Source organism: Congzhengia minquanensis (genome assembly GCF_014384785.1).
In the GTDB taxonomy this organism is placed as follows: Bacteria; Bacillota; Clostridia; order UBA1381; family UBA9506; genus Congzhengia; species Congzhengia minquanensis.
Map to the genome: position 1 here is coordinate 587723 of NZ_JACRSU010000001.1, position 26732 is coordinate 614454.

At 48.0% G+C, this 26732-nt stretch carries 24 protein-coding genes; 5 read left to right on the forward strand and 19 right to left on the reverse strand.

Annotated features, from left to right (window positions below; translation table 11 throughout):
- Window positions 1–11: 11 nt before the first annotated feature.
- The 6 genes from uppS to H8698_RS02725 form a co-directional block, all read right to left on the reverse strand.
- The gene (uppS, locus tag H8698_RS02700; RefSeq protein ID WP_249311076.1) at window positions 12–770 is read right to left on the reverse strand and encodes an undecaprenyl pyrophosphate synthase; all 759 of its coding nucleotides are present in this window, start codon (window positions 768–770) and stop codon (window positions 12–14) included.
- A gap of 21 nt (window positions 771–791) precedes the next feature.
- Entirely contained in the window at window positions 792–1337 is a 546-nt protein-coding gene (frr, locus tag H8698_RS02705) for a ribosome recycling factor (RefSeq protein ID WP_177679907.1), read from the reverse strand.
- 31 nt (window positions 1338–1368) lie between these two features.
- Window positions 1369–2091: a UMP kinase gene (gene pyrH / locus H8698_RS02710; protein WP_177679906.1), complete on the reverse strand. Its 723-nt coding sequence runs from the start codon at window positions 2089–2091 to the stop codon at window positions 1369–1371.
- Window positions 2092–2382: 291 nt separating this feature from the next.
- On the reverse strand, window positions 2383–3225 hold the full coding sequence (locus tag H8698_RS02715) for a fumarate hydratase (protein WP_249311077.1): 843 nt from the start codon (window positions 3223–3225) through the stop codon (window positions 2383–2385).
- 2 nt (window positions 3226–3227) lie between these two features.
- On the reverse strand, window positions 3228–3713 hold the full coding sequence (locus H8698_RS02720) for a GtrA family protein (protein WP_249311078.1): 486 nt from the start codon (window positions 3711–3713) through the stop codon (window positions 3228–3230).
- Window positions 3694–4665: a glycosyltransferase family 2 protein gene (locus tag H8698_RS02725; protein WP_249311079.1), complete on the reverse strand. Its 972-nt coding sequence runs from the start codon at window positions 4663–4665 to the stop codon at window positions 3694–3696. Before H8698_RS02725 ends, H8698_RS02720 begins: the two co-directional genes overlap by 20 nt.
- 230 nt (window positions 4666–4895) lie before the next feature.
- Between H8698_RS02725 and H8698_RS02730 the strand changes: the two genes are divergently transcribed.
- Window positions 4896–5765, forward strand: coding sequence for a sigma-E processing peptidase SpoIIGA (locus tag H8698_RS02730; RefSeq protein ID WP_249311080.1), 870 nt, complete (start codon window positions 4896–4898; stop codon window positions 5763–5765).
- 29 nt (window positions 5766–5794) lie between these two features.
- Window positions 5795–6502: an RNA polymerase sporulation sigma factor SigE gene (sigE, locus tag H8698_RS02735; protein ID WP_249311508.1), complete on the forward strand. Its 708-nt coding sequence runs from the start codon at window positions 5795–5797 to the stop codon at window positions 6500–6502.
- Between the two features lie 45 nt (window positions 6503–6547).
- Here the strand turns inward: sigE and H8698_RS02740 are convergent, their stop codons facing one another.
- From H8698_RS02740 to murC, 4 genes are all read right to left on the reverse strand, one after another.
- Window positions 6548–7612, reverse strand: coding sequence for a sialidase family protein (locus H8698_RS02740; RefSeq protein ID WP_249311081.1), 1065 nt, complete (start codon window positions 7610–7612; stop codon window positions 6548–6550).
- A complete protein-coding gene (locus H8698_RS02745; RefSeq protein WP_249311082.1) occupies window positions 7609–8295 on the reverse strand; it encodes a nicotinamide mononucleotide transporter in 687 nt (228 codons plus the stop codon). The genes H8698_RS02740 and H8698_RS02745 overlap by 4 nt, the downstream gene beginning before the upstream one ends.
- Window positions 8276–9148, reverse strand: a complete 873-nt coding sequence (locus H8698_RS02750) for a helix-turn-helix domain-containing protein (RefSeq protein ID WP_249311083.1) — start codon at window positions 9146–9148, stop codon at window positions 8276–8278. Before H8698_RS02750 ends, H8698_RS02745 begins: the two co-directional genes overlap by 20 nt.
- Window positions 9149–9293: 145 nt before the next feature.
- Entirely contained in the window at window positions 9294–10682 is a 1389-nt protein-coding gene (gene murC, locus H8698_RS02755; protein WP_249311084.1) for a UDP-N-acetylmuramate--L-alanine ligase, read from the reverse strand.
- 161 nt (window positions 10683–10843) lie between these two features.
- Between murC and spoVG the strand changes: the two genes are divergently transcribed.
- From spoVG to gyrA, 3 genes are all read left to right on the forward strand, one after another.
- The gene (gene spoVG / locus H8698_RS02760; protein ID WP_177677828.1) at window positions 10844–11143 is read left to right on the forward strand and encodes a septation regulator SpoVG; all 300 of its coding nucleotides are present in this window, start codon (window positions 10844–10846) and stop codon (window positions 11141–11143) included.
- A 226-nt stretch (window positions 11144–11369) separates the two neighbouring features.
- Window positions 11370–13277: a DNA topoisomerase (ATP-hydrolyzing) subunit B gene (gyrB, locus tag H8698_RS02765; protein ID WP_177677827.1), complete on the forward strand. Its 1908-nt coding sequence runs from the start codon at window positions 11370–11372 to the stop codon at window positions 13275–13277.
- Window positions 13278–13295: 18 nt separating this feature from the next.
- The gene (gene gyrA / locus H8698_RS02770) at window positions 13296–15824 is read left to right on the forward strand and encodes a DNA gyrase subunit A (protein ID WP_249311085.1); all 2529 of its coding nucleotides are present in this window, start codon (window positions 13296–13298) and stop codon (window positions 15822–15824) included.
- Window positions 15825–15869: 45 nt separating this feature from the next.
- On the opposite strand, the gene H8698_RS02775 is transcribed toward gyrA, so the two are convergent.
- From H8698_RS02775 to H8698_RS02815, 9 genes are read right to left on the reverse strand one after another with little or no spacing between them, the layout of a single operon-like run.
- Window positions 15870–17603, reverse strand: coding sequence for an Rqc2 family fibronectin-binding protein (locus H8698_RS02775; RefSeq protein ID WP_249311086.1), 1734 nt, complete (start codon window positions 17601–17603; stop codon window positions 15870–15872).
- A 16-nt stretch (window positions 17604–17619) separates the two neighbouring features.
- On the reverse strand, window positions 17620–18030 hold the full coding sequence (locus H8698_RS02780; RefSeq protein ID WP_249311087.1) for a SoxR reducing system RseC family protein: 411 nt from the start codon (window positions 18028–18030) through the stop codon (window positions 17620–17622).
- A 14-nt stretch (window positions 18031–18044) separates the two neighbouring features.
- Window positions 18045–18950: a DNA-binding protein WhiA gene (whiA, locus tag H8698_RS02785; protein ID WP_249311088.1), complete on the reverse strand. Its 906-nt coding sequence runs from the start codon at window positions 18948–18950 to the stop codon at window positions 18045–18047.
- A 21-nt stretch (window positions 18951–18971) separates the two neighbouring features.
- Window positions 18972–21599: a DNA polymerase I gene (polA, locus tag H8698_RS02790; RefSeq protein ID WP_249311089.1), complete on the reverse strand. Its 2628-nt coding sequence runs from the start codon at window positions 21597–21599 to the stop codon at window positions 18972–18974.
- Window positions 21600–22619 (reverse strand): FAD:protein FMN transferase, encoded by a 1020-nt coding sequence (locus H8698_RS02795; protein ID WP_249311090.1) that lies wholly within the window; start codon window positions 22617–22619, stop codon window positions 21600–21602.
- Between the two features lie 49 nt (window positions 22620–22668).
- Window positions 22669–23217, reverse strand: coding sequence for a lytic transglycosylase domain-containing protein (locus H8698_RS02800; protein WP_249311091.1), 549 nt, complete (start codon window positions 23215–23217; stop codon window positions 22669–22671).
- On the reverse strand, window positions 23210–23800 hold the full coding sequence (gene coaE / locus H8698_RS02805) for a dephospho-CoA kinase (protein WP_249311092.1): 591 nt from the start codon (window positions 23798–23800) through the stop codon (window positions 23210–23212). The genes H8698_RS02800 and coaE overlap by 8 nt, the downstream gene beginning before the upstream one ends.
- A 17-nt stretch (window positions 23801–23817) precedes the next feature.
- The gene (locus H8698_RS02810) at window positions 23818–24531 is read right to left on the reverse strand and encodes a DUF6062 family protein (RefSeq protein WP_177677807.1); all 714 of its coding nucleotides are present in this window, start codon (window positions 24529–24531) and stop codon (window positions 23818–23820) included.
- Between the two features lie 19 nt (window positions 24532–24550).
- Entirely contained in the window at window positions 24551–26728 is a 2178-nt protein-coding gene (locus tag H8698_RS02815) for a DNA gyrase subunit A (RefSeq protein ID WP_249311093.1), read from the reverse strand.
- Window positions 26729–26732: the final 4 nt, after the last annotated feature.

Genomic DNA, 26732 nt, shown 5'->3' on the forward strand with positions numbered 1-26732 from the left:
AAAATCACCCCTTAAATTCCGCCAAACCGTCTGTTCCGGTTTTGATAGTCTAAAATTGCCTGTGTAAAATCCTTTTCCGAAAAGTCGGGCCAGTTGATGTTGGAAAACCAGAATTCGCTGTAGGCCGACTGCCACAAAAGAAAGTTGCTTAAGCGAAATTCCCCGCTGGGGCGGATAATTAAGTCCACATCGGGGATTTCCGTATATAAATTTTCTGAAATTGTCTGTTCCGTAACACCGCCTGGGTCAAGCTGCCCCGCGGCGGCTTTTTGACAAATGGTTCTTACAGCCTTTGTTATTTCCTGCTGACCGCCATAGTTAATTGCCAGATATAAAATGGTTTTGTCCCGCCCGGCGGACTCCTCCTCTGCAATTTCCATCTGCTCTTTAATTTCATCGGTTAACACGCTTCTGTCGCCAATGAATTTCAGCCGCACCTGGTTGCCCTCTAAGAGCTTTTTGTCTTTTAAATAATCCAACAAAAGGTCCATTAGCGCGTCAATCTCCGCCTTGGGCCGTTTCCAGTTTTCTGTCGAAAAAGCATAAGCCGTGATATAGCGAATTCCCATATCGCTTGCAAACTCGGTTATTTTTTTTAAGGTTGCCGCCCCGGCCCTGTGCCCGGCGCTTCGAGGCAGGCCGCGACTCTTTGCCCACCTGCCGTTGCCGTCCATAATAATACCCACATGACGGGGGAGGTTTTCTTGGTCAACCTCGTTAATAAACGCCGCCTGTTTTTTTCGTTTTAAAAACTTAAAAATGAAAACCACCCCGCCAATGAATTTTTACACTTAAATTTCCATGATTTCTTTCGATTTGCCGTCTGCCAAACCGTCGATATCTTTAATATATTGGTCTGTCACCTTCTGAATGCCGTTTTCTGCATCCTTTAAATCGTCCTCGGTGATTTCGCCGTTTTTCTTCTGTGCCTTATACGCGTCGATTGCGTCCCTGCGGATTCCACGGATAACCACCTTAGCCTCCTCCGCACGCTTGGAAACAGATTTCACCAGCTCTTTTCTTCTCTCCTCTGTGGGTGCAGGGAAATTTAAGCGGATGGCCTTTCCGTCGTTGTTAGGAGTAAGTCCTAAGTCAGAGGCCAGAATTGCCTTTTCAACGTCGTGGAGAATGCTGGCGTCCCAGGGCTGAATCATCAGCATTCTGGGGTCGGGGATAGAAATGGTTCCCACCTGTGCCACCGGTGTAGCCGTGCCGTAATAGTCTACCATCACCTTATCTAAAATTGCAGGATTTGCCCTGCCTGCGCGGATACCCGCAAAATCGCTTTCCATTGCGGCAACCGCTTTATCCATTTTTTGTTTTACATCTTCGTACATATGAATCGTTCCGTCCTTTCCGTATTTTCCTTTATTTTACTTCATCATCGTTTGAAACAATGGTACCCATATTTTCACCGCAGAGCACTTTAATAATGTTCTCCGGCTGAGCAATTCCGAACACCAAAATTGGAATGTCGTTGTCCATGCAAAGGGAGGTTGCGGTGGTGTCCATCACCTTTAAGCCCCTGTGAATAACTTCTTTATATGAAAGCTTTGAAAACCTTTTGGCGTTGGGATTTTGAGCCGGGTCGCTGTCGTAAACCGCGTCGACGTTTTTGGCAAGCAAAATTGCCTCCGCATCAATTTCCGCAGCCCGGAGAGCAGCCGCCGTATCGGTTGAAAAGAAAGGATTTCCCGTTCCGCAGCCGAAAATAACCACCTTGCCCGAGGTTAAGTGGCTCATGGCCTTGCCGCGGATGTAGGGTTCTGCAATCTGGCGCATTTCAATGGCTGTTTGCACCCTGGTGGGAACGCCGGCAGCCTCAAGCGCGCTTTGCAGCGCCAAAGAGTTCATCACTGTGGCAAGCATGCCCATGTGATCGGCCCGGGTTCTGTTCATGTCCTCGCTGGTGCGCCCCCGCCAAAAGTTGCCGCCGCCGACAACAATGGCAATTTCAACCCCCGCTTCCCTGCACTGCTTTACCACAGCAGCAATGGAAGCAAGTGTGTCGGTGTCCAGCCCGGTTCCCTTGCCGCCGGACAGCGCCTCGCCGCTCACCTTTAGAAGAATTCGTTTGTATTTTGGGTTCATTTTGTTCCTCCGTGTATTCACTAAATTTTGCAAAATCTACCTTTTTCATTATATCTGTTTTTTGTGCAATATTCAAGTAAAATTTCTAAGTTTTTTCGGTTAAATTGTGCTTAGGTTAACATAACGCACATATATTGTTTCCTTGTCATAAAGTTATCCACATTATCAACAGGGTTATTAACACTTTTTTAATATTATCTCCAGATATTCACTGGTTTTTCCTGTCTATACACCGAATTATACCTTTTTAACAGGTAAAATTGTGGAAAAGTCAGGTTTACATAACGTAAATCACAGCACAATGGACTTATGACGCGTTACGTGGCAGTTAATATTCACCGCACAGGGAAGGCCGGCAATGTGGGTTGGATAGGTTAAAATCTTAACGCCCAATGCCGTGTTTGTGCCGCCAAAGCCCTGCACGCCGATTTCCAATGCGTTTATTTTTTCTAAAAGCTCCTGCTCCAGACTCGCATAAAACGGGTTTTCGTTTGGCTTGTCAAGCTCAACTAACAACGCACGCTTTGCCAAAAGCGTACTCATTTCCATAGTTCCGCCAATTCCGACGCCCACCACAATGGGCGGACAGGGATTTGCACCGGCGTTTTTTACGGTTTCCAGCACAAAATCCTTCACGCCGGCAAGGCCGTCTGCCGGCTTTAACAGTTTCAGCGCCCCCATGTTTTCGCTTCCAAAGCCCTTAGGCGCCACGGTAATTTTCAGCTTATCGCCGGGAACAATGTCGTAATGAATTACCGCTGGAGTGTTGTCGCCGGAGTTTTTGCGCTCTATGGGGTCTGTCACCACAGATTTTCTTAAAAACCCTTCGGTATAGCCCTGCGCCACGCCTTCGTTCACCGCATCTTTCAGCAACCCGCCGTCAACATGCACATCCTGGCCAATATCTAAAAACACCACGGCCATTCCGGTGTCCTGGCAGACTGGAATTTTTTCGGCCTCTGCCACGCGCATATTCTCCTCCAGCTTTTCTAAAATCACTTTTGCCGTTTCAGACTGCTCCTGCTCTCTGGCAGTGCAAATGGCATTTTTAATGTCATTTCCTAAATAGATGTTTGCTTCAATGCAGAGATTTTTCACAGTCTCTGTAATTTCTTTGGTATGTATGGTACGCATGGTTACGCCTCCGTTTCTGTTTGCCGGCCGCCCCGGAACACCCAGAACTTGTTGCCGAAAAAGTTAATCATTAACGAAAAACACGAAGCCGCCGCCTTGCACAGCAGAATGGCGATGTCCCCTTCTGCCGCAAAGGCCGAGCCTGCAGCGCGCAGCGCGGCGTTTACAAGGTTTTCCAAATGCCAAATGTCGTAAAATAGATGGGTGAGCAAAATCACCGAGAACATGGCAAGCAAATTTATGGTTAAGAATTTTACAATTTCGCCGAAATTTCCCCGTCCGCTTTGCCCAAAGGTCCAGTAGCGGTTAATTAAATAGCTTCCGCACATGGCGACAGACGTGGAAAACACCTGCGCAATGCTTTTGTGCAGGTTTACAAAAGAGATGAACACAAAGAACAGCCCATAGTCCACCAGCGTGTTAAAAAAACCCACCACACAAAACCGCACGGCTTGTTTCACGCCCTGTTTATTGATTTGTTTCCCCATTTTTCAATTCGTCCTTTCGGGGTTGAAAGCCCGTTTTTTCTTTAATAATATACAGCGGCCGATTTTTCACCTCGTCGTAAATCCTTCCGATATATTCCCCGATAATGCCCAGCATAATCAGAACCACGCCGTTGAAAAAAAGCGACACACAGAGGATTGACGCCCAGCCGGAAACGGTTGTTTGTGTAAACAGTTTTAAATAAATTGTTATAAACAGATAAACAAAGCTTGCCATGGACAGAAATAAACCCACATATCCGGCCAGCTTCAGCGGTTTTTTGGAAAAGGACGTAGTTGCGTCCACCGCAAAATTCATCATTTTTTTTAACGGATATTTCGTTTCACCTGCAAACCGTTCGTCCCGCACGTAGCGCACGCCGGTTTGACGAAAGCCAGCAAAGCTCACCAGTCCCCGAACATATCTGTTTTTCTCTGTGAGGGAGGAAAGCACGTCGCACACCTTGCGGTCAATTAAGCGGAAGTCGCCGGTGTCCACGGGAATGTCCACGTCGGTCTGGGCGGACAAAAAACGGTAAAACAGCTTTGCCGTGGCCTTTTTAAAAACGCTTTCACCCTTTCGTTTTTCCCGCTGGCCGTAAACCACATCGTAGCCCTCTTTCCACTTTTTTACCATTTCTATAATAACTTCGGGCGGGTCTTGAAGGTCTGCGTCGATAATGATTACCGCCTGTCCGGAGGACAAATCCATGCCCGCGCTGATAGCGGCCTGGTGGCCGAAATTGCGTGAAAAGGAAACGAGGCGCACATGGCTGTCTTGCCTGCAAATATTGGATATAATAGCGTTTGTTTGATCGCGGCTTCCATCGTCCACAAATATGAGCTCATACGCATCGCGGAGGGAAGCCATCACCTTGGTCAGCCGCACATAGCACTCTTGCGCCACCGCTTCTTCATTATAAACCGGAACAACCACAGAATAGCGCACCGACATGCAAAACCCTCCTAAAAAATAAAACTTAAAAATAGTATATCATAAACCCGGCCCGTTTTCAATGGTTTTTGTTTGCAGAAAGTGTCGCAAATTTTTTTTTGTTCGACAGCACAAAATGACAATTTAACCGCGGACAGGGGAGTATAATTAATTTTAGAGCATTTCATCTGCGGCCCCCGCCGCCTGCAAATGGGGCCGTGCATACCAAACGCAGGCGGGAAAGGAAAAAGATGACTGTTAAAGTTTATGTTGACGTTTTGTTTATTATTAATTTTATCATAGATTATATTTTGCTGAGCATCACCTCGCTGTTTGTGAAAAAAAGGCCAAGTATCGTAAAAACCTGCCTGGCAAGCGCCCTCGGGGCGGTTTATGCGGCGTTTGTGTTTTTCATTCCCCTGGGTACGTTTTTTATTTTTACCCTTTCAGCTCTGACATCGCTTTTCATGGTGATAATTACATACGGCGTAAGAAACGCCGCGTTTCTGTTTAAAAACATTGCCGTGTTTTATCTGGTTTCCTTTGTTACAAGCGGCGTTGGCTTTGCGGTTCTGTTTTTGGGAAACCGGTATGGAAAGATAAATTTTGCTGTAAACGCAGGCGTATTCTACGCGGACATCAATGCCTATACCATGCTGGCAATTTTTGTGGTTTCGGTGACAGTAATTCATCTGGCTGTAGGATATGTGAAAAAACAGCGCATTAAGGCGCAGTTTCTTTACAATGTTACCATAGAAAAAAATGGAAAAAGCGTAACTGACACCGCGCTTTTTGACACAGGCAACTTTTTGCGGGACCCCATTTCCCAAAACAGCGTGCTCGTTGCAGAGTGGCAAACCGTTTCCGCGTTCTTTTCGGGCGGCACCCTCTCAGAATGTGTTGCAAAGCATCCCGGGGAATTTCTTTACATTCCCTGTCATGGTATCAATGGAAATGCGGGGTTGTTCGCATTTCGGCCCGACAAAATCATTTCTGATGAAATTACGCTGAGCGATTCCGTATTTGTCGGAATTTCCGAAACGCCCTTAGACAAAGAGGGCGGCTACCGAATGATTCTTCCCAACGATTCCACATGCATTAACCGGACAGAAAGGATGTAACGCAAATGTTTTTTCGACTGATTGAAAGAATGAGAAGCCTCGTCTCCCGCATTTTGGGCAGGATTCGGGCAATTTTAGCAGACGAAACCTATTTTATTGGAAGCAGCGAGATTTTACCTCCGCCGCTTTCCGCGCCGGAGGAGGCCCGTCTTTTAAAAGAGCTGGGAGGTAAAAACAGAGAGCAGGCAAGAAAAGAGCTGATTGAGCACAATCTGCGGCTGGTGGTTTATGTTGCAAGAAAGTTTGAAAACACAGGCGTTGCCACGGAGGATTTGGTTTCCATTGGCTCCATCGGTCTGATTAAAGCCATTAACACCTTTAACACCGACAAAAACATTAAGCTGGCCACTTATGCCTCTCGCTGCATCGAAAACGAAATTTTAATGTTTTTAAGAAAAATACACAATCAGAAAACAGAGGTTTCGCTTAACGAGCCTTTAAACACCGACTGGGACGGAAACGAGCTTTTGCTCTCGGACATTTTAGGAACAGACAGCGATGACGTTTATAAAAACATTGAGGACGAGGTTGACAAACAGCTTCTTCTTTCCGCCATATCGCGGCTTTCCAGCCGGGAACGGCTGATTATGGAGCTTCGGTTCGGCCTTTCGGGCCGGGAGGAAAAAACGCAAAAGGAAGTAGCCGACATGCTGGGTATTTCCCAGTCATACATTTCTCGCTTGGAAAAGCGGATTATTGAGCGGCTGAAAAAAGAAATTGTAAAGCTCATTATGTAAGCAAAACGAAAGCACCTGCCAAAAATGGCAGGTGCTTTCGTTTTGCTATGCCAGCTCCTTAAATAAAACTTTTTTTATTTTGGTGCTGTTTAAACATACGCCGCTGTTGTTTGAATGATAGTAAGCAACAAGGAAATATCCCGTTCCCTCAAAAATTGCTGGATAACAATAGCCGTTTTTAGGGTCATCCTCCAAATAAAATAGGTTCGAAAAGCTTTTCCCTCCGTCCCTGCTCACCGCACACACCAAAGGCGTTCTGCCCCAGGTGTTCGTTTCGTCCCGGGTGGTGTAGTTAGGAATGGGGTTAAATACCGAAACGACCAACTCCCCCACCTGTTTCACCTGCATAGGCGAAGCAGGCGACGTGAAAAACTCGCTGGGCGCAGGCACACTCCAGTCCGCGCCGTTATTCTTTGAAAAACATTCATACTGGCAGCCAAAGCCCGTTCTCAACCAGCACCAAATGTCTCCGTTTTCAAGCTGAAACACACCCGGCTCCTGCAGGCCCGTTGTGCTTTTTTCCTCAGCGGGAATGTGAATATTTTTGTCCAGCAGCCTGCTCCATGTTCTTCCATCGTCGTCTGACGCAAAAAAGTTTAGCTCGCCCTTGCCGAAACGTTCCCACTTTTTTAAAATGGCATGCTGTGCAGCAGGCACCAAAAACCTGCCGTTTCTAAGTCTTACCACCCTGTCGTTGTTCACGACAAAATAGCCGTCCTCCTCCATACAGGACACCGGAGATCCCCAGGTGTCCGCTTCATCGCACGAACGCGAAAGGTAAAGTTTACAGGTGCCTGTTTCCTTATCCTTTCTTAAATAAAACAGACCAATGTCCCCGTTATCCATACGTTGGAGAGATACGCTCATATAGTTCGACGCTCCTGCATCCGCTTTTAAAAGAACCTTCCTCCCATGCCAGGTTTCTCCCTCGTCACCGGAAAAAATCCCTGCAATGCTTGCGCTGCAGTGGTCCTCCCAGTTGTCACCCGTGTATTCGGTAAATGCGTATAGAATTCTGCCATCAGATAGTCTGATAAACGCGCCCTCACCGTTTCGGGGATTCCCCTCCCCCGCCGTTAAAAACAAAACCTCTCTGCCAATTTTCTTCATGCCGCAGCCTCGCTTTCCTCTGTCTTTTGTTCTATATAAAGCCGGTTCATTTTGCCAAGCGCCTTTACGGAGCAAACCAGCGCATAGACGCTATAAATAAGATATGTAATTTGAATTGGTTTTGTGTGGAGCATTTGGCTGTAAAGCACAATGCTGATTCCAACGCCTGCAATTTGCAGATATGCGTAGTCCACAAACGACAGGGCGCAAAGAACGGTTGACGCAATGCCCAGCAGGGTAACCGTGTTGTCGAACAGCAAGTAGGCCGAGTGAAACAGCGAAAAAAACGCCCACATTAAAAGCCACAAAACCACAAACGATGCAAAAAGAATGACCTTATTTTTCAAGCTCAACTTTTTAAAAACCGTCGCGTTGCCATAGGGCCGTTTGCTCCAGTTTAAAAAGGTCACCAACTGCAGCGGGCAGGAAACCAGCGCAGCATAAGCCGCCATGGCATACAGCCCGGTGTAGGCATACACCCCAGCATATAAAAGCGAATTGATGCCGCCCAGCAAAAACGCATAGCGGTTTGCCTTAGACTGCAAAAGCATAATTGCCAAAGACACATACAGCGGAACAATGATGAAACCATCTTCAGAATAGATAAGAGCCGTTGCTGTTATTAAAATAAAGGTGATGCCGACTAAGAAGATTGTAATCATTTTATCTGTTTTTTCCGTCATGCTCCACCCTCCTTTTATATGCAGAAGGCGTTACGCCCTCAAACTTTTTAAAGCATTTGCGAAAGGTGTCCGTGCTTTTAAAGTCTGCCATTTCCGCAGCCTTTTGAACGGAACAGCCTTCATCTAAATACCGCCGGGCCGTTTTCACCATCTGCAAATTCCGAACGTCCCCCAGCGCCATGCCATATTTGTTCTGAATCATTCTTGCCACGTGCCGCTGGGAATAGTGCAGTTTTTCTGCGATATCGGCAAGGGTAAACGCCGGGTCGTTCACATAGTTTTCCAAAAGAAGCTCCGTTTGTTTTTTACTTTTGCCCGCCGCGCCGCTTTTACTGCAAGTATCAAACCCGTTCAGCATATCGAACAAATCCACCAAAATGTCACAGACCATTCGCTTCATGTAGCAATAGTTTTTAATGTTGGCGCAGTTGGTAATTCTTCCAAACTGAGCAAAGTTCTGCATTAAGTTGTCCGACACTTTAACCGGCATGAGCGCCGCATCGTCCAAGCTTTTTTTAAAATAGCCGTAAAAGCCCTCTTCCTTTGGCTTTTCGTCAATAGTCAGGCTTAAAACAATGCTTTCGGTTTCCGCCGACTGCTGAAAAGTGTAGTGCCGCGTGCCCGGCGGAATGATAAACAGCTCACCCTGGGAGATTTTAATTGTTTTATCCTGGGTAATAAAATCATATTCCCCTTTCGTGAGAAAATGAAACTCGTAAAACAAATGGTGGTGAAAAATCGGCATGCTTCGTTCAGCAACCGCACCTGATGAAATTTGATAGAATTTATACACGCGGAAAGCCGTTCCTGGAAAATCCAAATCCACGCTTTCAATCATAAGCTCCTTGTCCATTGCTCTCCCCTCCTGCCTGTTTTGATTATACCACCCGCCGGCACGCGCTTCAAGTGTGTTTTGCGACATGATTCATCAAATGTGTCATATTTCCATGCGAAAAAAGCGCCCGGCACTGAAATAAGTGCCGGGCGCTTCGCCCATTTTACTTTACCAGTAATTCACCAATTTTATAAACGTCACCTGCACCCATAGTGAGAATTAAGTCGCCTGGGCTGACGCGTTCTTTAAAAAAGTCCGCCACATCTTGAAACGCTTTGATATACGTTGCGTTACCGCTGTTTTTGTTAATCACATCTACCAAATCGGCGGAGGTAATCAGCCCCGTATCCTTTTCCCGTGCGGCATAAATGTCCGTAACCACCAGTCCGTCGCAGTCGAAAAAGGACTTTGCAAATTCGTCCTTTAAAGCAAGGGAACGGGTGTAGGTGTGCGGCTGGAACACGCACCAAACCTTTTTGCCGTTTGCCACAGCCCTTGCCGCTTTTAAGGTGGCTTTCACCTCTGTGGGGTGATGGGCATAATCGTCAATGACCTTGGCGCCGCCTACCTCGCCTTTATGCTCAAACCGCCGGTTGGTGCCTTTGTAGGACAAAAAGCCCTTTTGCATATCCTGTTTCGACACGCCAAGCAAATCTGAAACCGCAATCACAGCCAGGGCATTTTTCACGTTGTGCATGCCCGGTACGTTGAGCTTTGCCTGAAAGTAAAACGCACCGTTTCGAAGCACGTCGAACGCGGCAAATCCCGTTTTATCAAAAGTAATATTTTTCGCCGTGTAGTCCGGGTTTTCGCACTCAATTCCATAGGTAATCACCCGTTTGCCAGAGCCGGAAACGGCACATTTTACGTTTTCGTCGTCAAAATTGGCAATTACCGCCCCGTTTTCCGGCAGACGCATAACAAATTTTTGAAAGCAGGAGATAATGTCGTCAATATCCTTAAAAAAGTCCAAATGGTCTTCTTCAATGTTTAAAATGATGCTGTAAAGCGGGAAAAACTTTAAAAAGCTGGCGCAATATTCACACGCCTCGGTCACAAAATATTCTTTTCCCCCGTCCCGCATGTTGCCGCCGATTAACGGCAGCACGCCGCCTACCAAAATGGTTGGATCTAAGCCTGCTCCGCATAGAATGTGGGCCAACATAGAGGTGGTGGTGGTTTTGCCGTGGGTGCCGCTCACCGCCACAGGATAACTGTAATTTTTCATCATGGCCCCCAAAAGCCGCGCCCGCTCAATTGCCAAAATACCCAGTCTGCCTGCTTCTAAAAGCTCTGGGTTATCCTTTTTCACCGCGGCGGTGTAAACCACCAGTCCCGCACCGCGAACGTTTTCCGCGCTGTGGCCGATGGAAACCGCAATGCCCATTTCCCGCAGTTGCTGGGTAGTTTCGCTCTCTTTAAAATCGGAGCCGCGGACAATGTATCCGTCGTTTTTTAAAATGTGTGCCAAGGCGCTCATACTAATGCCGCCAATCCCCACAAAAAACACCGGTTTTGATTTATCTATATTTCTCAGGTCAAATTCCGTCATTCGCTTTAATACCTTTCCGCCCTTTCTATAAAAGAGACTTTTTAACTTTATATATTATACATCACTTTAATGGAAAATAAAAGTCTTTTTTTTAATTTATGTATATTTTTTGGCATTCCACCAAAAATAAGAACAACATTTGAGCAAAAGGAGCAAGACACATGGATATTACAGATATTAGAATTCGCAAAATCAATTTAGAATCAAAAATGAAAGCAATCGTATCCGTTACCTTCGACAATGCTTTGGTGGTACATGACATTAAGGTCATTGAAGGCGCGGATAAGCTGTTTGTGGCCATGCCCAGCAGAAAAACCCCCGAGGGCGAGTATAAAGACATTGCGCACCCCATTAACTCTGAAATGCGCGACGCTTTAGAAACCTCGATTTTGGAGAAATATCAGTCCGCCCTGCTGACAGAGACAGAACAGGCCGAGGTGCCGGCAGATCCAACTGTTTAAAATTCCCCCGAAAAACGTCCCGGTTTTCTTTTTTAGAACCGGGACATTTTTTTTGCCGTTATTTAAAATTTGGCGCAAAAAACTATTTCATTCTTTTTTTCTAAAAAAATTTGATTTTCGGCTTATTTTGTGTTATAATGAATATAAGTTATTTTTAGCGTTATTTTTACGTTTGTTTTATAATGTTACATTCTATTTTTAAGTTGATTTTTTAGGAGGCAAAAACATGGACATCAAAGTAGATACGAACTATGACGGTTCCCAAATTCAGGTCTTAGAAGGCCTTGAAGCCGTTCGCAAACGGCCGGGTATGTACATAGGTTCTACTTCTGAACGGGGGCTCCACCATCTTGTGTATGAGATTGTGGACAACAGTATCGACGAGGCTCTGGCCGGATACTGTAAAAATATTTATGTTGACATTAACGGCGACAACTCCATCACCGTTGTGGACGATGGACGCGGCATTCCGGTTGGCATTCAGCCTAAGATGGGAATTCCCGCCGTGGAGGTTGTGTTCACCATTTTGCACGCCGGCGGAAAATTCGGCGGCGGAAGCTATAAGGTTTCCGGCGGTTTGCACGGTGTGGGCGCGTCAGTTGTAAACGCGCTGTCGGAATATTTAGAGGTTGAGGTGTCTGACGGTGAACATGTTCACTTTCAGCGCTATGAGCGGGGCCATTCCTGCGGGCCTTTAAAAATTATCGGCAACACGGATAAAACGGGAACAAGAGTTACTTTTAAGCCCGACGGTGAAATTTTTGAAACCCTTGAGTTTGATTTTGAAACCCTGCACACCAGGCTTCAGGAGCAGGCGTTTTTGAACAAGGGCCTGCGCATTGTGCTGACCGACAAGCGGGACGACGGACAGACCGCCGACATGAAATATGACGGCGGCATTAAAGAGTTTGTTGCGTTTTTAAATAAGAACAAAACCGTGCTCCACGATGAGGTTATCTACTTTGAAGCGGAGCAAAAGGACATGGTGATTGAGGTTGCCATGCAGTATTCCGATGCATATTCTGAAAACATTATTAGCTTTGCAAACAACATTTGCACCACCGAGGGCGGCACCCATGAAATTGGCTTTAAGGCGGCATTAACCCGCATTATTAACGACTATGCCAAACGCCACGGACTGATGAAAGACGGCGACAAAAACTTAAGCGGCGACGACGCCAGGGAAGGCCTGGCGGCAGTTATTTCTGTGAAAGTTTTAGAGGCCCAGTTTGAGGGGCAGACCAAAACCAAGCTGGGCAACAGCGAGGTTCGCGGTCTGACCGATTCTGCCATGAGCGAAAAGCTGGACGCATTTTTAGAAGAAAACCCCGCCGTGGCGCGGATTGTGATTGACAAAGCCCTGACTGCCTCCCGGGCAAGGGAAGCCGCAAGAAAAGCCAGGGATTTAACCAGAAGAAAATCTGCTTTAGAGTCCTCCACCCTGCCAGGCAAGCTGGCAGACTGTGCCAACAGAAATCCTGAAAACACAGAAATTTATATCGTCGAGGGTGATTCTGCCGGCGGCTCCGCTAAACAGGGGCGCGACCGTGAATTTCAGGCAATTCTGCCCCTTTGGGGAAAGATGCTTAACGTAGAAAAGGCGCGCTTGGACAAGGTTTATGGAAACGAAAAGCTACAGCCGGTTATTATGGCCCTGGGCGCCGGAATTGGCGACGACTTTGATGTTGAAAAGCTTCGCTACCACAAAATCATTATAATGGCCGATGCCGACGTCGACGGCTCTCACATCAGAACGCTTCTGCTGACATTTTTCTTCCGCCACATGCGTCCTTTGGTGGAAAACGGCTATGTTTACATTGCACAGCCTCCCCTTTACAAGATCTATAAGGGCAAAAAAGAGCTTTATGCCTATACCGACGAGGGGCTAAAAGATGCCCTTGCCGAAATCGGGCAGGACGCAAAGGTTCAGCGCTATAAAGGTCTTGGTGAAATGAACCCGGAACAGCTTTGGGAAACCACCATGGATCCAGAAAAAAGAACGCTTTTGCGCGTGGAACTGAACGACGCGGTGAAAGCGGACGAAATTTTCACCATTTTAATGGGCGACAACGTTGAGCCCCGGCGGGAATTTATTGAGGCGAACGCGAAATATGTAAACAACCTGGACATTTAACCGAAAGGACTGTAGAAAATGCTTGAAGATGCTTTGCAGAATATTATAAATGTCGATTTGAACAAAGAAATGAAAAAGTCCTATATCGACTATTCCATGAGCGTTATCGTGGGTCGTGCGCTGCCTGATGTGCGCGACGGTTTAAAGCCCGTTCACAGGCGTATTTTATATACGATGTATGAAGCCGGGCTTACGCCGGACAAGCCGTATAAAAAGTGCGCGGCCACCGTCGGCGACGTGCTCGGTAAATATCACCCCCACGGCGACGCAGCGGTTTACGACAGCTTAGTGCGCATGGCGCAGGATTTCTCCCTGCGTTATCCCATGGTAGACGGCCACGGTAACTTTGGTTCCGTGGACGGCGACCCCCCGGCTGCTTACCGTTACACGGAAGCAAAAATGTCTAAGCTCTCTTTGGAAATGCTTACTGACATTGAAAAAGACACGGTGGATTTCATTCCCAACTACGACGAAAACCTGAAGGAGCCGGTTGTGCTCCCCTCCAGGTTCCCCAGTTTGTTGGTGAACGGCTCATCGGGCATTGCGGTGGGTATGGCCACCAACATTCCGCCCCACAACTTAACCGAGGTAATCAACGGCATTGTCGCTGTTATCGATAATCCGGAAATTGACACAGACGAGTTACTCAGCTACATAAAAGGGCCGGACTTCCCCACCGCCGGCATCATCATGGGCCTGGGCGGCATCCGCAGCGCCTACACCACGGGCCGCGGCAAAATTATTATGCGGGCCCGCACAGAAATTGAGCAGATGGCCCACGACAAAGAGCGCATAGTAGTAACCGAGCTGCCCTATCAGGTGAACAAGGCGCGGCTGATTGAAAAGATTGCGGAACTGGTGAAGGACAAGCGTGTGGACGGTATTTCCGATATCCGCGATGAGTCTGACCGCGAAGGCATGCGCATGGTAATAGAGCTGAAGCGCGACGCCAACGCCAGCGTAATTTTAAACCAGCTTTATAAATTTACGCAGCTGCAGGACACGTTTTCCATCAACATGCTGGCCTTGGTGGACAACCAGCCGAAAACACTTTCGCTGCGGGAAATGCTGGACCACTATATCCGGTTCCAGGAATCTGTTATTGTGCGCCGCTCAAAATATGACTTAAAGAAAGCGGAAGCCCGGGCCCACATTTTAGACGGCCTGCGGATAGCGTTGGACAACATTGACGAGATTATCTCCATCATCCGCTCCAGCTACAACGACGCAAAGGCAAACTTAATGGAACGGTTCTCGTTCTCCGACGTTCAAGCACAGGCCATTTTAGACATGCGCCTGGCGCGTTTGCAGGGCTTAGAGCGCGAGAAAATCGACAACGAATATGCGGAGCTGATGAAGCAGATTGAATATTTAAACCAGGTGCTTTCCGACGAACACCTGGTGTTGGATATTGTGAAAAACGAGCTGATTGCCATCCGCGATAAATATGGCGACGAACGCAGAAGCGAAATTACCGCCTATGCCGATGAAATTAACATTGAAGATTTAATCGACGAGGAAGAAGTGGTTATCACCTTAACCCATTTTGGGTATGTAAAGCGCCTGCCGGTGGACACTTACAAATCTCAGCGCCGCGGCGGCAGGGGCGTTACAGGCATCACCACCAGGGAGGAGGATTTTGTGGAAAAGCTGTTTGTAACCAGCACCCACAACCACATTTTGTTCTTCTCCTCAAAGGGCAAGATGTATCGCCTGAAAGCCTACGAAATTCCGGAGGCCGGCAGGCAGGCAAAGGGCACAGCCATTGTAAACCTTTTGCAGCTTGACTCCGACGAAAAAATCACCGCGGCCATCACCCTGCGCCAATTCGAAGAAGGAAAATATCTGTTCTTCGGCACAAAGCACGGCGTGGTGAAAAAGTCTGACCTTTTGATGTATAACACCGCAAGAAAAGGCGGTTTGGCAGCTATCGTGCTGGACGAAGACGACGAACTGATTAACGTGCGTCTGTCCGACGGGAACGACGATATTATCTTAAGCACCTTCGGCGGCATGTGTATCCGCTTTAACGAAGCCGATGTGCGCCCCATGGGCAGAGTGTCCCGCGGGGTGCGCGGCATAAAGCTTTCTGACGGCGACTATGTTGTTGGCATGAGCGCGGCCAGCGAAGGCGACGATTTACTGGTGGTAACGGAAAATGGCTTCGGCAAAAAAACGCCGCTGACTGAATATAAAACTCAAACCAGGGGCGGCAAGGGTGTAACCACCTACCGTATCTCGGACGCTACCGGCAACATTGCCGGCATAACGGTGGTCAGCGAGTCTGACGACATTATGCTCATCACCTCTGAAGGCGTGGTAATCCGCATGAAAACGCGGGAAATCAGCAGAATTGGAAGACTTACCAAGGGCGTAAGGCTCATGCGGTTAGACGATAACGTTTCGGTGGTTTCCATTGCCCGCACTGACGAGGAAGAGGACGAAGAAACCGAAACCGTTTCCCCTGAGGAAACTGTTGGCGAATATGTGCCGGACGAAGCGGATAACGAGGAAGAAACAGCAGAAGAACCAGACACAGAAGAATAAAATAACACAAAAGCGTGGTAAACTTACCACGCTTTTGTTATCTGTTTACGGTGTAACATACACCGTTTTATTGTCTGTATAAATTACCATGCCCGGAGCCGCTCCCGCAGGCTTTTTCACAAACTTTACCAGCGTATAGTCCACCGGCACGTTCTGGGAATGTTTTGCCTTGGAATATTTTGCGGCCAGTTCCGCCGCCTCTAAAATTGCGGTTTCAGAAAACACTTTCCCATGCTCATACCGCAAAATTACATGGGAGCCATGAATGTCCTTTGTATGAAACCACAGATCGGCATTTTTGGCAGTTTTCAGCGTTAAAACATCATTCTGCTTGTTATTTTTGCCCACCAGCACAGTAAAGCCGTCAGAGGTTTGAAACTCCATTGGCTTTGACAACGCCTGCTTTTTCTTATTTTTCTCCGTACGTTTAACATATCCCTGCTCATAAAGTTCCTGAGAAATTTCCGCCAAATCCTGCACGGTTTCCGCAAATGAGAGTTCCTCCTCAACCGACTCTAAATAAGAAAGCTCCGCCCTTGTTTTTTTCAGCTGGCTGGTAATTTCTGCTTTGGCGGTTTTCGCCTTGGCATATTTTTTAAAATACCGCTGTGCGTTCTCTGAAGGCGACATGCGCGTATCTAAAGGAATGGTAACAGTTTTTAAAGTTTCGTCGTAAAAATCCTCCACTACGGCGGACTTGTCACCTTTATTAATCCGATAGAGGTTTGCCGTAATCAGCTCACCGTATTTTTTATATTTGTCTAAATTGTCGGTGTCGGAAAGCTCTGCCAACTGAACGGAAAGCTTTTTGGCACACCGCTCAATGTTGGTAGACACCAGCTTCGTAAGTCTTGCGCTTCTGTGCGCCATTCGCTCTTTCGCGTCCCGTTCGGCGTAAAACGCCTCCACAATCTGCGACATAGACTCATTTTGCACCACTTGCGCCGCGCCGCCGTATTGGGTGATGTTAACCGCCGCAAACTCAAAGGGTTTTCCTGTGTCCTTGCCAACCAGATAGCAGGGCGAAAACTTTTGCTCTGCCGCCGCTTGAAACACTGTGTAACAGCTGGTAGCAAGCTCTAATTTTTGTGAAAAGTCCAGTTCCCCCAAAAATTTGTCACAGTTAGTAAATGTTCGAATGCAGATTTCCCGCGCAATTAAAGGGCTCACGCCGCGAAATAGTCCCAGCACAGCCCTATCGATTTTTTCTTTGCCGTCTGCCTGCTTAAGCGCTTCTAAAATCGTGTTTAAGTCACACTCTATAGGGTTTCGCTTATTTTGGGGCGGCGGGGACTGATAAGCCAGCCCCGGCAATATTTGCCGCACAGAGCTTACTGAAAAATCTACATGGCGCGCCGCGTCTATTACGCGGCCGTCGGCGCCCACCAAAATCAGGTTGGAGTGACGCCCCATAAGCTCGGCTACCAGCCGCTTTTCGCAGGGGTCACCAAATTCGTCCGTTCCGTCAAAGGTCAGCACCATCACCCGCTCAAAGCCAGGCTGTGTAACCTCCTTCAGCCGTGCGCCGGACAGGTGCTTACGCAGCAGCATACAAAACAGCGGCGCAGTTTTTGGACTTTGTTTTTTGTCCTCTGTAAGGCACACCCTGGCCACCGATGCATTGGCTGTTAGCCTGAGTTTTTTTTGACCGTTTGGACCAAAAAAGGAAATCAGCAGCTCGTCACTCTCCGTCTGCTGTATTTTGTCAGGCTTTGCGCCTGAAAGTTCTTTATTTATTTCAAAGGTCAGCGCCGCAACGCTGAAACCGTCCATTGCCATTGTTATTCACGCCTTTCTAACGCCCGTCTACACGCTTTATAATTTTTGTAATGTTTGAAACAGGCGCTATTTTCTTGTCAAATAGTTTTATCACCGCAAAACAGGCAAAAAAAGCCGCTCCGGCACAAACTGCCGCCACAGCGGTGCTGTGAAACAAATTGCTTGCCGCAACTGCGCCAAAGATTGCAAATAAACAGGGCACAAAATATAAAATGAGCGAAGCATGCACCACATGCGCCGTGCTGGTTTCAAGCTTCACCAGATCGCCCGGCTTTGCCCCGGCGCCGTTTTCCACCCGTGCCTGCACCTTCGTAGGCGTGCAGCCGCCCTTGCAATGGGCGCAGTTTTCGCCGCAGGCTGAGGCACGCGCAACAGTAACCACCGCCTGCTTCCCTTCAATTCGTTCTACAATTCCAATCTGTTCCATATGTTTCCCTCGTTTTATGTATCCGGCAATTCCTCCGCCATGTGGATAATTTTTTTCAGCCTGTGGTTTACGCCAGACTTGCTGATGGGCGGCGCCATCATCTGCCCCAGCTCGGTTAAATTTGCCTCGGGGTTTTCCATTCTCAGCCGAGCCGCCTGTTCCAAAGGCTCAGGCAGGGCCTCAAGCCCCAGCTTTGCCTGAATTTTATAAATGGCCCGGAGCTGCACCGCCGCCGCGTCGGCGGCTTTGGTGATGTTGGCCGTGTCGCAGTTTACCTTTCGGGTAATGTTGTTGCGCACGTCTTTTAAAATTTTTACATTGCACAGCTCCAGCATGGCGTCTGTTGCGCCCATTTGCGCCAGCAGGTCGCTGATTGTGTCGCTCTGCTTCATATATACCACATATTCCGACTTGCGCATCACCTGCTTCGGCTCAAAGCCCATTTCTTCGATAATTTCTGCCAAATCCCGGCTTAAGGTGCGGTAGTGGGTTTTAATTTCAAAGTGGTAGCCGTTTTTGGGTGTTTTCACATATCCGCCGCCCAGAAATGCTCCTGCCAAAAACGCGGTTTTGCAGCAGTCGTCGTGCACCACAAAGGGGTCGGCAGTGAATTTCACAATGCCGCCGGAAGCAAAGCCAAGCTCTGCCAAAACCGTTTGCGCGCCGCGGGCCACTGTAATTGCGCAAATTTTGCCAGCCGTTGACAGCTCTGCCTTAAACCCAAACAGCTCTTTCATCAAGGTATAGGCCCTGCGGGCAATGGCGGCGTTTTCTGTGCGCATTTTAAAGCAGTCTTTTCCGTTTTCCCGCACCACAGCGCCGCAAAAACCGGCTAATCCCGCAAGATGGGCCCGCATGCAGCACCGTTTTTCATATTTTATCGTACACAGTTCGTTTTTTACATCGGTTGTAAATGACATGGTTTTGTTTCACACCCCAAATTATTTGGTATCATACCAGCTGTGCCCCGTTTGCATGTCCACCTTTAAAGGAACCAAGAGGGACGCGGCGTTTTCCATTTCAGTTTTTAAAATGCGGCAAACCTGGTCGACTTCGGTTTTTTCCGCTTCCACAATCAGTTCGTCGTGCACCTGCAAAATAAGCCGCGATTTCAAATTTTCCTGTTTCAGCCGCCGGCTCACGTTGATCATGGCAAGCTTAATAATGTCTGCCGCGGTGCCCTGAACCGGGGTGTTCATAGCCGCCCGCTCTCCAAAGGAGCGGGTTTGATAGTTGGAAGACTTTAATTCCGGAATGTCACGCCGTCTGCCGAACATGGTTTTCACATAGCCGTATTCTTTGGCAAAGTCCACGGTGTCTTTCATATATTTTTTCACATTGGGATAACTTCCCAAATAGTCGTCAATATACGCTTTTGCTTCTTTTAAGCTAATGTGCAAATCCTGTGACAGGGAAAATTCCCCCATGCCGTAAACCAGCCCGAAGTTAATGGCCTTTGCTGCGCTGCGCATTTCGCCGCTTACGCTGTCCGGACTTACGCCGAACACCTTTGCCGCTGTGGAGGCGTGAATGTCGAATCCGGAGCGAAACGCCTCAATCATGTTCTCATCGCCGGCAATGTGGGCCAGAACACGCAGTTCAATTTGAGAATAGTCCGCGTCCACCAAGACATATTCTTCCGACTCGGCCACAAACATGCGGCGCATTTCGCGGCCCAGCTCTGTGCGCACGGGAATATTCTGCAAATTCGGCTCAGTGGAGCTAATACGCCCCGTTACGGTTACCGTCTGGTTAAAGCTGGAATGCACCTTGCCCGTTTTCTTATCAATCACCGCCATCAGCCCGTCCACATAGGTGGAGTTTAGCTTGCTGATTTTTCGGTATTCTAAAATTTTGTCCACAATGGGGTGCGCAAACCGAAGCTTTTCCAAAACCTCGGCGTTGGTGGAATATCCGCTTTTGGTTTTCTTTTTCGATTTCAGCCCCAGCTCGTCGAACAGCACTGTGGCAAGCTGTTTGGGGGAATTAATGTTAAACTCGTGCCCCGCCAGCTCATAAATTTCCTGGGTTAAATTGTCCTGCTCCGCGGAAAGAATTTTTCCAAACTCCGTCAGACGCTTTTGGTCCACCGTGAAACCTATTTCCTCCATTGAGGCCAAAACATACACCAGCGGCATTTCTATGGTGGCAAACAGTTCGTTTACCTCCTGCCGCTCCATCTGCTCTATTTCATATTCCTTTAAGGCCAGAACCGCCAGGGCTTTTTTCATCAGTGCCGTGTCGCCGTCGTCTGAAAGCGCGCTCTCCAACGAAAGCTGGGTACCGCCCTCGTCGCTTTCCTCCAGCGTTATGTGCAGAAAGTCTGCGGCCAGCCCCTCAATGTCGTAGCTTCTTCTGGAGGGTTCCAGTAAATATGCGGCAATTGCCGTGTCGAAATCAATATTCTTTGCGTCAATTCCCAGCTTACTGAAAAACACCAGCGTGTCCTTAAGGCTATGAGTGCACTTTTTTTGCGGCGATTCCAAAAACGCCTTCCAAATGTCTTCATTTCCCGCAATGTCTGCGCTGAACCCATGCTGTTTGTCGGTGCAAAAGGCAATTTTGTCCTCAATCCTGTCCGGCAGAAAGCAAATATTGTCCTGATTTAACAGTTCTTTCAATCTGTTTTTGTCTGAAACCGACTCAAACGCGGCATGTTCAAATATATCTGCTTCGGTCTCCGGCGCGTCCTTTTCCGGCGTCAGCTCCAGCTTTTTAATGAATGAGCGAAACTCCAGCCGCGTGAACAAGTCAAACAACGCACCTGTGTCATACGGCGCAACCTTGGTTTCGGGAATAACAATATCAATCGGCACGTTCCGGTCAATGGTAGCGAGGTTTTTGCTCATATATGCATCGCTTTTCCCCGCCTCCAGCTTTTTGCGGATTGCGTTTGTAATTTTGTCGCTGTTTAAATTTTCATATATCCCGTCTACGGAATGAAACGCCTGAATCAGCGCCGTTGCACCCTTTTCACCAATGCCCCGCACGCCGGGGATGTTGTCGGAGGAATCGCCCATAATGGCCTTTAAATCGATGAACTCTTCGGGGGTAACGCCATATTTCTCCTGCACCTTTTTGTCGTCAAACACCTCGGTGGAGGTATTCCCCATACGAGTGGTAACCAAGTGAATGAGCACGTTTTGAGAGGCAAGCTGCAAATCGTCCCGGTCGCCTGTGAGCACACAGCAGCACACATTTTCCTCTGTGCAAACCCGGGCGGCGGTACCGATAACGTCGTCTGCCTCAAAGCCCGGCTTTTCGTAAATTTTTATGTTCATTGCGGATAAAACTTCTTTTAGCACAGGAATTTGTTCCGCCAGCTCGTCGGGCATTTTGTGCCGCGTGGCCTTATATCCGTCATACATCTCGTGGCGGAACGTGGGCTGCGGCAGGTCAAAAGCTGCTGCAATGTAGTCGGGCCTGATTTCGTCCATATATTTAAACAAAATATTTAAAAATCCAAAAATTGCGTTGGTGTGCGCCCCCTCTTTCGTAGTAAGGAGCCGGACCGCGTAGAACGCCCGGTTTACAATGCTGTTTGCGTCCAATATCAAAAGCTTTTCCATTTATTTTTCTCCTCGCGGGTAAATTTTTTTCACTTCTCCTGTGTCCATAACGAACAGCACTTCATCAAATAACCCTTCAAATTTTTCACAGCCGCCGGGCCCCAGCACAAACAATGCGGTGGAAAGTGCGTCGGCGGTTTCCGACTGCGAGCCAACCACCGTTACGCTCAAAACGCCGTTTTGCGGCTGTTTGCCCGTGGCGGGGCTTAGGATGTGGTGATAGTTTACCCCATTTTCTTCAAAATAACGCTCATAGCCCCCAGAGGTGACAATGGCAGTCTGTGCTTGTTCCGTGGTAATTGTTTCAAAAATGTTGCCCCTGGTTCCCTTTGGATCTTGAATTCCCACCACAAACGGCCGGGTTTTGGCGCGGTGCTTTAACCGTTCTGAAAGTCCTAAAGGAATTTCGCCTTTTGTTATCACGTTGCCGCCGAAATCCAGATAAAAATTTTCTGCGCCCTCATTTTTTAAAACCTCTGCGGCTTCGTCTGCGCAGTATCCTTTTGCCACGCCGCCCAGGTCAATTGCCATGCCCTCTTTTAATAAGGTGACAGTTTTGTCTGCGCTGTTAAGCGAAACAAACCGAAAGTCTACCTTGTCAAGCGCAGCACTGAGCTCGTTTTGGGCCGGTATCCTTTGGTTGTCTGAGCCAAAGCCCCACAAGTCCATTACCGGTTTTATGGTGACGTCGAACGCGCCGTCGGACTGTTTGCAAAGGGAAAGCGCCCGCAAAAGCAGATGAAAGCACTCCTCCGACACCGCCGTGGGCGTGTTTGCCCCGGCGCGGTTAATCTTTGCAACATCGCTTTCCGGGTAAAAGGCATTCAGCAGCCTGTCCAGCTCGCGCACACGGGCAAGGGCCGCCTTTGCAGCTTTATCGCCATGCCTGCCGTAAACTGTGATTGAAACATATGTATCCAGCAGAAAGTCCGATTCCGTGTGGCTTTCCGGCGCAAAGGAAAAGGCGGAAAGCGCAAGGAATAGGGCCAAAACCGCTATGATGTATTTTGCATATTTCATTTTGTTTGTCCCTTATTTCGCCCCGCCTGGCCCGCGGTTGGGGCTGTGTCTATTTTCTGTAGAGATAATTATAAATCTTTTCGTTTTTCAGTACCAAATTCACATACTTTTCCGTTTCCGGGTATGGAATGACGTCGAGCCCTACGCCGTCTTTGGAATATTTTTTGTTCAGCAGCCAGGAATCCACGTTGGCGTGGCCGGCGTTATAGGCCGCCAGGGCGCGCTTTTTATCCCCGCCGTACATATCCAGCAGATAGGAGAGGTAAAAACAGCCCATTTCAATGTTGGTTTCGGGAGTTAACAGCTGTTCTTTGGAAAAGTCCTTCATGCCCAGCTTTTCTGCAATCCACTCTCCTGTGGGTTCCATAATCTGCATAAGGCCGGAGGCATTTTTGCCCGACTTTGCCTCATGGTTAAAATTGCTTTCCGCTTTCATCACGGCGTAGACAAAGTTCTCTGAAAGTCCATATTCTTGCGCATATTTTGAAACCAGCACCTCGTGTTTTACGGGATATTCCATTTTTGCAATTGTCCCCGCCAGCAGGTACAGCACCGCAAGGCCCAGCAGCACAATCACAAATTTTATGAATTTATTCACAGCACACTCCCTTAAAAATATGTTCAGCCTGCGCCAAAAGCGCATCGCTGCTGCCGTTGTTTTCAATATGAAAATCACTGCGGGAAACATAAAAATCATCGCCGTTTTGGGCGTTAATCCTGTCCTGCGCCTGCCGGATAGTCAGTCCGTCACGGGCCATAATCCGTTTCAGGCGCAAACCGCGCTCTGCGGTAACACACACCACGCTGTGACAAAGCTCATTTAAGCCGCTTTCAAACAGCACCGCCGCGTCGATTACCACACACGGTTCCTGTGCATCTTCAATTTCCTTCTGAATTTCCTCAATAATATATTTATGCGTAATCAGGTTCAATTTATGTAACGCTTCCGGAGAACGAAACACAATTTCTGCCAGGGCGGGGCGGTTTAATTCCCCCTCAGGCAAAATCACCTGTTCGCCAAAGGTAGTTTCAATTTCAAAAAGCGCGGGTTTTCCCTTTTCCACCACAAAACGCGCAACCCTATCTGCGTCAATAACGTGTGCGCCCAACGTGTAAAATGCATTGGACACCGTACTTTTCCCCGCGCCGCTGGGGCCTGTTAGCCCAATAATTTTTTTCATGCGGCATTCCTCTTTTTTTAAAACTTTGAAAGCTTGCCTGCGCAGATTAGGTGTGCGTCTTTCGGCCCGTTCCAGTTTTCTTTGTCGCTTCGATAGTCGAACTGCTTCACAAACCCATGAACCTCTTGTTTGTTCCGCTTTAAATTTTCAAGTTCCAGGCTTGTCAGCTCCTCTAAAAATTCCTCCCGCCGGCTGCCTGCGTGCTTTTCAGAAGCGTTTAAAACCTCTTTAAAATGGTGCAGGCAAAATCCCTTGCCGGAAAGCACTTTCTTGCGGAAATCCGGCTCCTTGCCGTAAAGGTACCAAAACGTATAGAAAAATTTCGACATAGTGTGCTCCATTCTTTCGCACACAAGACATGTTGCAGTCAGCTCTGCCGCGGCTTGTGCCACGCGGCTTGCGCCCGGCTCCTTCTTTGCAAACAGCCCGGCCTTTTTGCCCGTTTTTTTTGTTCCCCGGGCGTCTTCTAACGTTTGAATCACCTCGTCCATCCGCGTGTCCAGCACCAGGGCAAAGGGCAAGGCCCGCTTAGCGCCGGCAAGCTGATCCATGTGCCGGCGGCAGTAGCCCTTTGTGTTGGACAAAATCCGGTGGTCCGGCTCCATCATGGCCGGGCCCAGGCAATAATCAATCTGTTCTGACTCCAACTTATTTTCCAAATAACAAAATGGGCATTCGCTGTCCTGCTCTAAGCTTTCCGACAGCGGAATGGTGTAAATGGTTTCTTTCATGCGACAGCCCTCACAGTGGTTAAATTAAGGTAATCTGCTCCCCTGCCAGGTCTTCCTCTTTCAAGTATGAGCCCCGGGCGGGAATATTTTTCGTTCTGTAATATTCAAAATCTTTAAATGCCACCTCGTCCAACGTACAGATTTTTGCCAGCACGCTGCCCTTATTGGGCGTAAGCACCTGCACGCCCTGGGAATTTCTGGTGGCCTTGGGCGCAATTTTTGCGGTGTCGAATATCAACACCTTGTTGATGCTGGAAAACGCCACAAGCTCTGTGTCACCAGCCAAAAACCGCATATCTGCCACAGGGGACTTTTCATAAAAGGCGTTGGCAAGCTTTTTCCGGTTGGTTTTGGTCTCATAGCTTTTCAGCGGCACCTTTGCAATTTTGCCGTTCTGAAAGGCAAACATCATAAATCCGCTGTAGTCTTTCGTCACCGCCATGTATAAAATCCGCTCGTCGCTTAGTCCCAAAATGTTGGGCAAATATTCGCCTAGAGCGCTGGCCTTGCAGTCCGGCAGGTCGCAAATGCGCATTTTATACACGTTGGCCTTGTCGCTGAAAAACAGCGCTTCGTCTAAATTCGAGCACTCATATTCACAAATAAATTTGTCGTCTTCTTTCAGCTTGTGGGCGTTGCTGGCCCTAAGAGACACCAAAGACACCTTTTTTAAATAGTTTTGTTCTGTTAAATACATTCTCAGGTTATAGTCTTCAATAAAGTGCTCCTCCTGCACCTCTTCAATGTCGTCCTCCGCTATAATCTGCGTTTTTCTTGGCTTTCCATATTTTTTCGAAATTTCGGTCAGTTCTTTTATAATCAGCTTTTTCACCGCCAAATCGGAGGAAAGGGTTTTGCTGATGTTGCTGATTTCCGCCTTTAGGTCTTTAATATCCGCCAGGCGCTTTAAAATATATTCTTTATTTAAATGGCGCAGTTTAATTTCCGCTATAAACTCCGCCTGAATCATGTCGATAGAAAAGCCCTCCATCAAGTTGGGAACTACCTGGGACTCCTCCTCGGTGTTCCGAATAATGGCAATTGCCTTGTCAATATCCACCAAAATTTTTTCAAGTCCCAGCAGAAGATGCAGACGGTGGTTCTTTTTGTCCAAATCAAAGCTCAGGCTTCGTTTCACGCAGTTTAGGCGGAACGCCGTCCACTCAGAAAGAAGTTCGCGAACACCCATCACCCGCGGCGATCCGTTAATCAGCACGTTAAAGTTACATGAGAACGTGTCTTCCAGCGGCGTCATTTTAAACAGCTTTGCCATAAGCTTGTCCGCGTCGGTGCCGCGCTTTAAATCAATGGTAATTTTCAGACCCGCCTTGTCCGTTTCGTCGCGGATGTCGGCAATCTCCCTTGCCTTGCCCTGCTTCACCAAATCAATAATTTTATCAATCACCGCCTCAATGGTGGTGGTATATGGCAATTCGGTAATTTCAATGCAGTTGTTTTTCTTGTCGAACTGATAAACCGCACGCACCCGAACGCTGCCACGGCCGGTTTCATAAATATTTTTCAGGTCTGCCTCTTTATAAATCAGCTGGCCGCCGGTTGAAAAGTCCGGCGCCTGCAGGTGCGCCATTAAATCGGCCTTTTCGTTTTTCAAAAATGCAATTTCCGCGTCGCACACCTCGGTTAAGTTAAAGCTGCAAATGTTCGACGCCATGCCCACCGCAATGCCCTGATTGGCGTTGACTAAAATGTTGGGAAACGCTGTGGGAAGCAGAGTCGGCTCTTTTAAAAGCCCGTCATAGTTGTCCACAAAGTCCACCGTGTCCTTGTCAATGTCGCGGAACAGTTCTTCACAGATGGGATCTAATTTCACGTTGGTATATCGCGCCGCGGCAAACGCCATGTCCCGGGATTGGTGCATTCCAAAATTTCCTTTTGAATCTACAAAAGGATACAGCAGCGCGCCGTTGTCCCTGGTCAGGCGCACCAGGGTTTCATAAATCGCCATGTCGCCGTGGGGATTTAATTTCATGGTTTGTCCCACCACATTGGCCGACTTGGTTTTTTCCCCTGTGAGCAGCCCCATTTTATACATGGTGTAAAGCAGTTTTCTGTGGGAGGGCTTAAACCCGTCAATTTCCGGAATGGCCCGGGATATAATCACGCTCATGGCGTAGGGCATAAAGTTATTTTCCAATATGTTTACAACGTTTTGGTCTGTGAAATAGTTCTTTTTCATTGTT

Excerpts from the sequence above, each read along its gene's own strand:
- gyrB (WP_177677827.1), top strand. The coding sequence starts at position 11,370 with ATGGACATCAAAGTAGATACGAACTATGACGGTTCCCAAATTCAGGTC.
- H8698_RS02730 (WP_249311080.1), top strand. The coding sequence starts at position 4,896 with ATGACTGTTAAAGTTTATGTTGACGTTTTGTTTATTATTAATTTTATC.
- H8698_RS02725 (WP_249311079.1), bottom strand. The coding sequence starts at position 4,665 with ATGTCGGTGCGCTATTCTGTGGTTGTTCCGGTTTATAATGAAGAAGCG.
- frr (WP_177679907.1), bottom strand. The coding sequence starts at position 1,337 with ATGTACGAAGATGTAAAACAAAAAATGGATAAAGCGGTTGCCGCAATG.
- H8698_RS02810 (WP_177677807.1), bottom strand. The coding sequence starts at position 24,531 with ATGAAAGAAACCATTTACACCATTCCGCTGTCGGAAAGCTTAGAGCAG.
- spoVG (WP_177677828.1), top strand. The coding sequence starts at position 10,844 with ATGGATATTACAGATATTAGAATTCGCAAAATCAATTTAGAATCAAAA.
- whiA (WP_249311088.1), bottom strand. The coding sequence starts at position 18,950 with ATGTCATTTACAACCGATGTAAAAAACGAACTGTGTACGATAAAATAT.
- gyrA (WP_249311085.1), top strand. The coding sequence starts at position 13,296 with ATGCTTGAAGATGCTTTGCAGAATATTATAAATGTCGATTTGAACAAA.
- H8698_RS02745 (WP_249311082.1), bottom strand. The coding sequence starts at position 8,295 with ATGACGGAAAAAACAGATAAAATGATTACAATCTTCTTAGTCGGCATC.
- H8698_RS02720 (WP_249311078.1), bottom strand. The coding sequence starts at position 3,713 with ATGGGGAAACAAATCAATAAACAGGGCGTGAAACAAGCCGTGCGGTTT.
- pyrH (WP_177679906.1), bottom strand. The coding sequence starts at position 2,091 with ATGAACCCAAAATACAAACGAATTCTTCTAAAGGTGAGCGGCGAGGCG.
- H8698_RS02815 (WP_249311093.1), bottom strand. The coding sequence starts at position 26,728 with ATGAAAAAGAACTATTTCACAGACCAAAACGTTGTAAACATATTGGAA.
- H8698_RS02780 (WP_249311087.1), bottom strand. The coding sequence starts at position 18,030 with ATGGAACAGATTGGAATTGTAGAACGAATTGAAGGGAAGCAGGCGGTG.
- H8698_RS02775 (WP_249311086.1), bottom strand. The coding sequence starts at position 17,603 with ATGGCAATGGACGGTTTCAGCGTTGCGGCGCTGACCTTTGAAATAAAT.
- murC (WP_249311084.1), bottom strand. The coding sequence starts at position 10,682 with ATGACGGAATTTGACCTGAGAAATATAGATAAATCAAAACCGGTGTTT.
- H8698_RS02795 (WP_249311090.1), bottom strand. The coding sequence starts at position 22,619 with ATGAAATATGCAAAATACATCATAGCGGTTTTGGCCCTATTCCTTGCG.
- H8698_RS02740 (WP_249311081.1), bottom strand. The coding sequence starts at position 7,612 with ATGAAGAAAATTGGCAGAGAGGTTTTGTTTTTAACGGCGGGGGAGGGG.
- polA (WP_249311089.1), bottom strand. The coding sequence starts at position 21,599 with ATGGAAAAGCTTTTGATATTGGACGCAAACAGCATTGTAAACCGGGCG.
- sigE (WP_249311508.1), top strand. The coding sequence starts at position 5,795 with ATGAGAAGCCTCGTCTCCCGCATTTTGGGCAGGATTCGGGCAATTTTA.
- H8698_RS02750 (WP_249311083.1), bottom strand. The coding sequence starts at position 9,148 with ATGGACAAGGAGCTTATGATTGAAAGCGTGGATTTGGATTTTCCAGGA.
- H8698_RS02715 (WP_249311077.1), bottom strand. The coding sequence starts at position 3,225 with ATGCGTACCATACATACCAAAGAAATTACAGAGACTGTGAAAAATCTC.
- coaE (WP_249311092.1), bottom strand. The coding sequence starts at position 23,800 with ATGAAAAAAATTATTGGGCTAACAGGCCCCAGCGGCGCGGGGAAAAGT.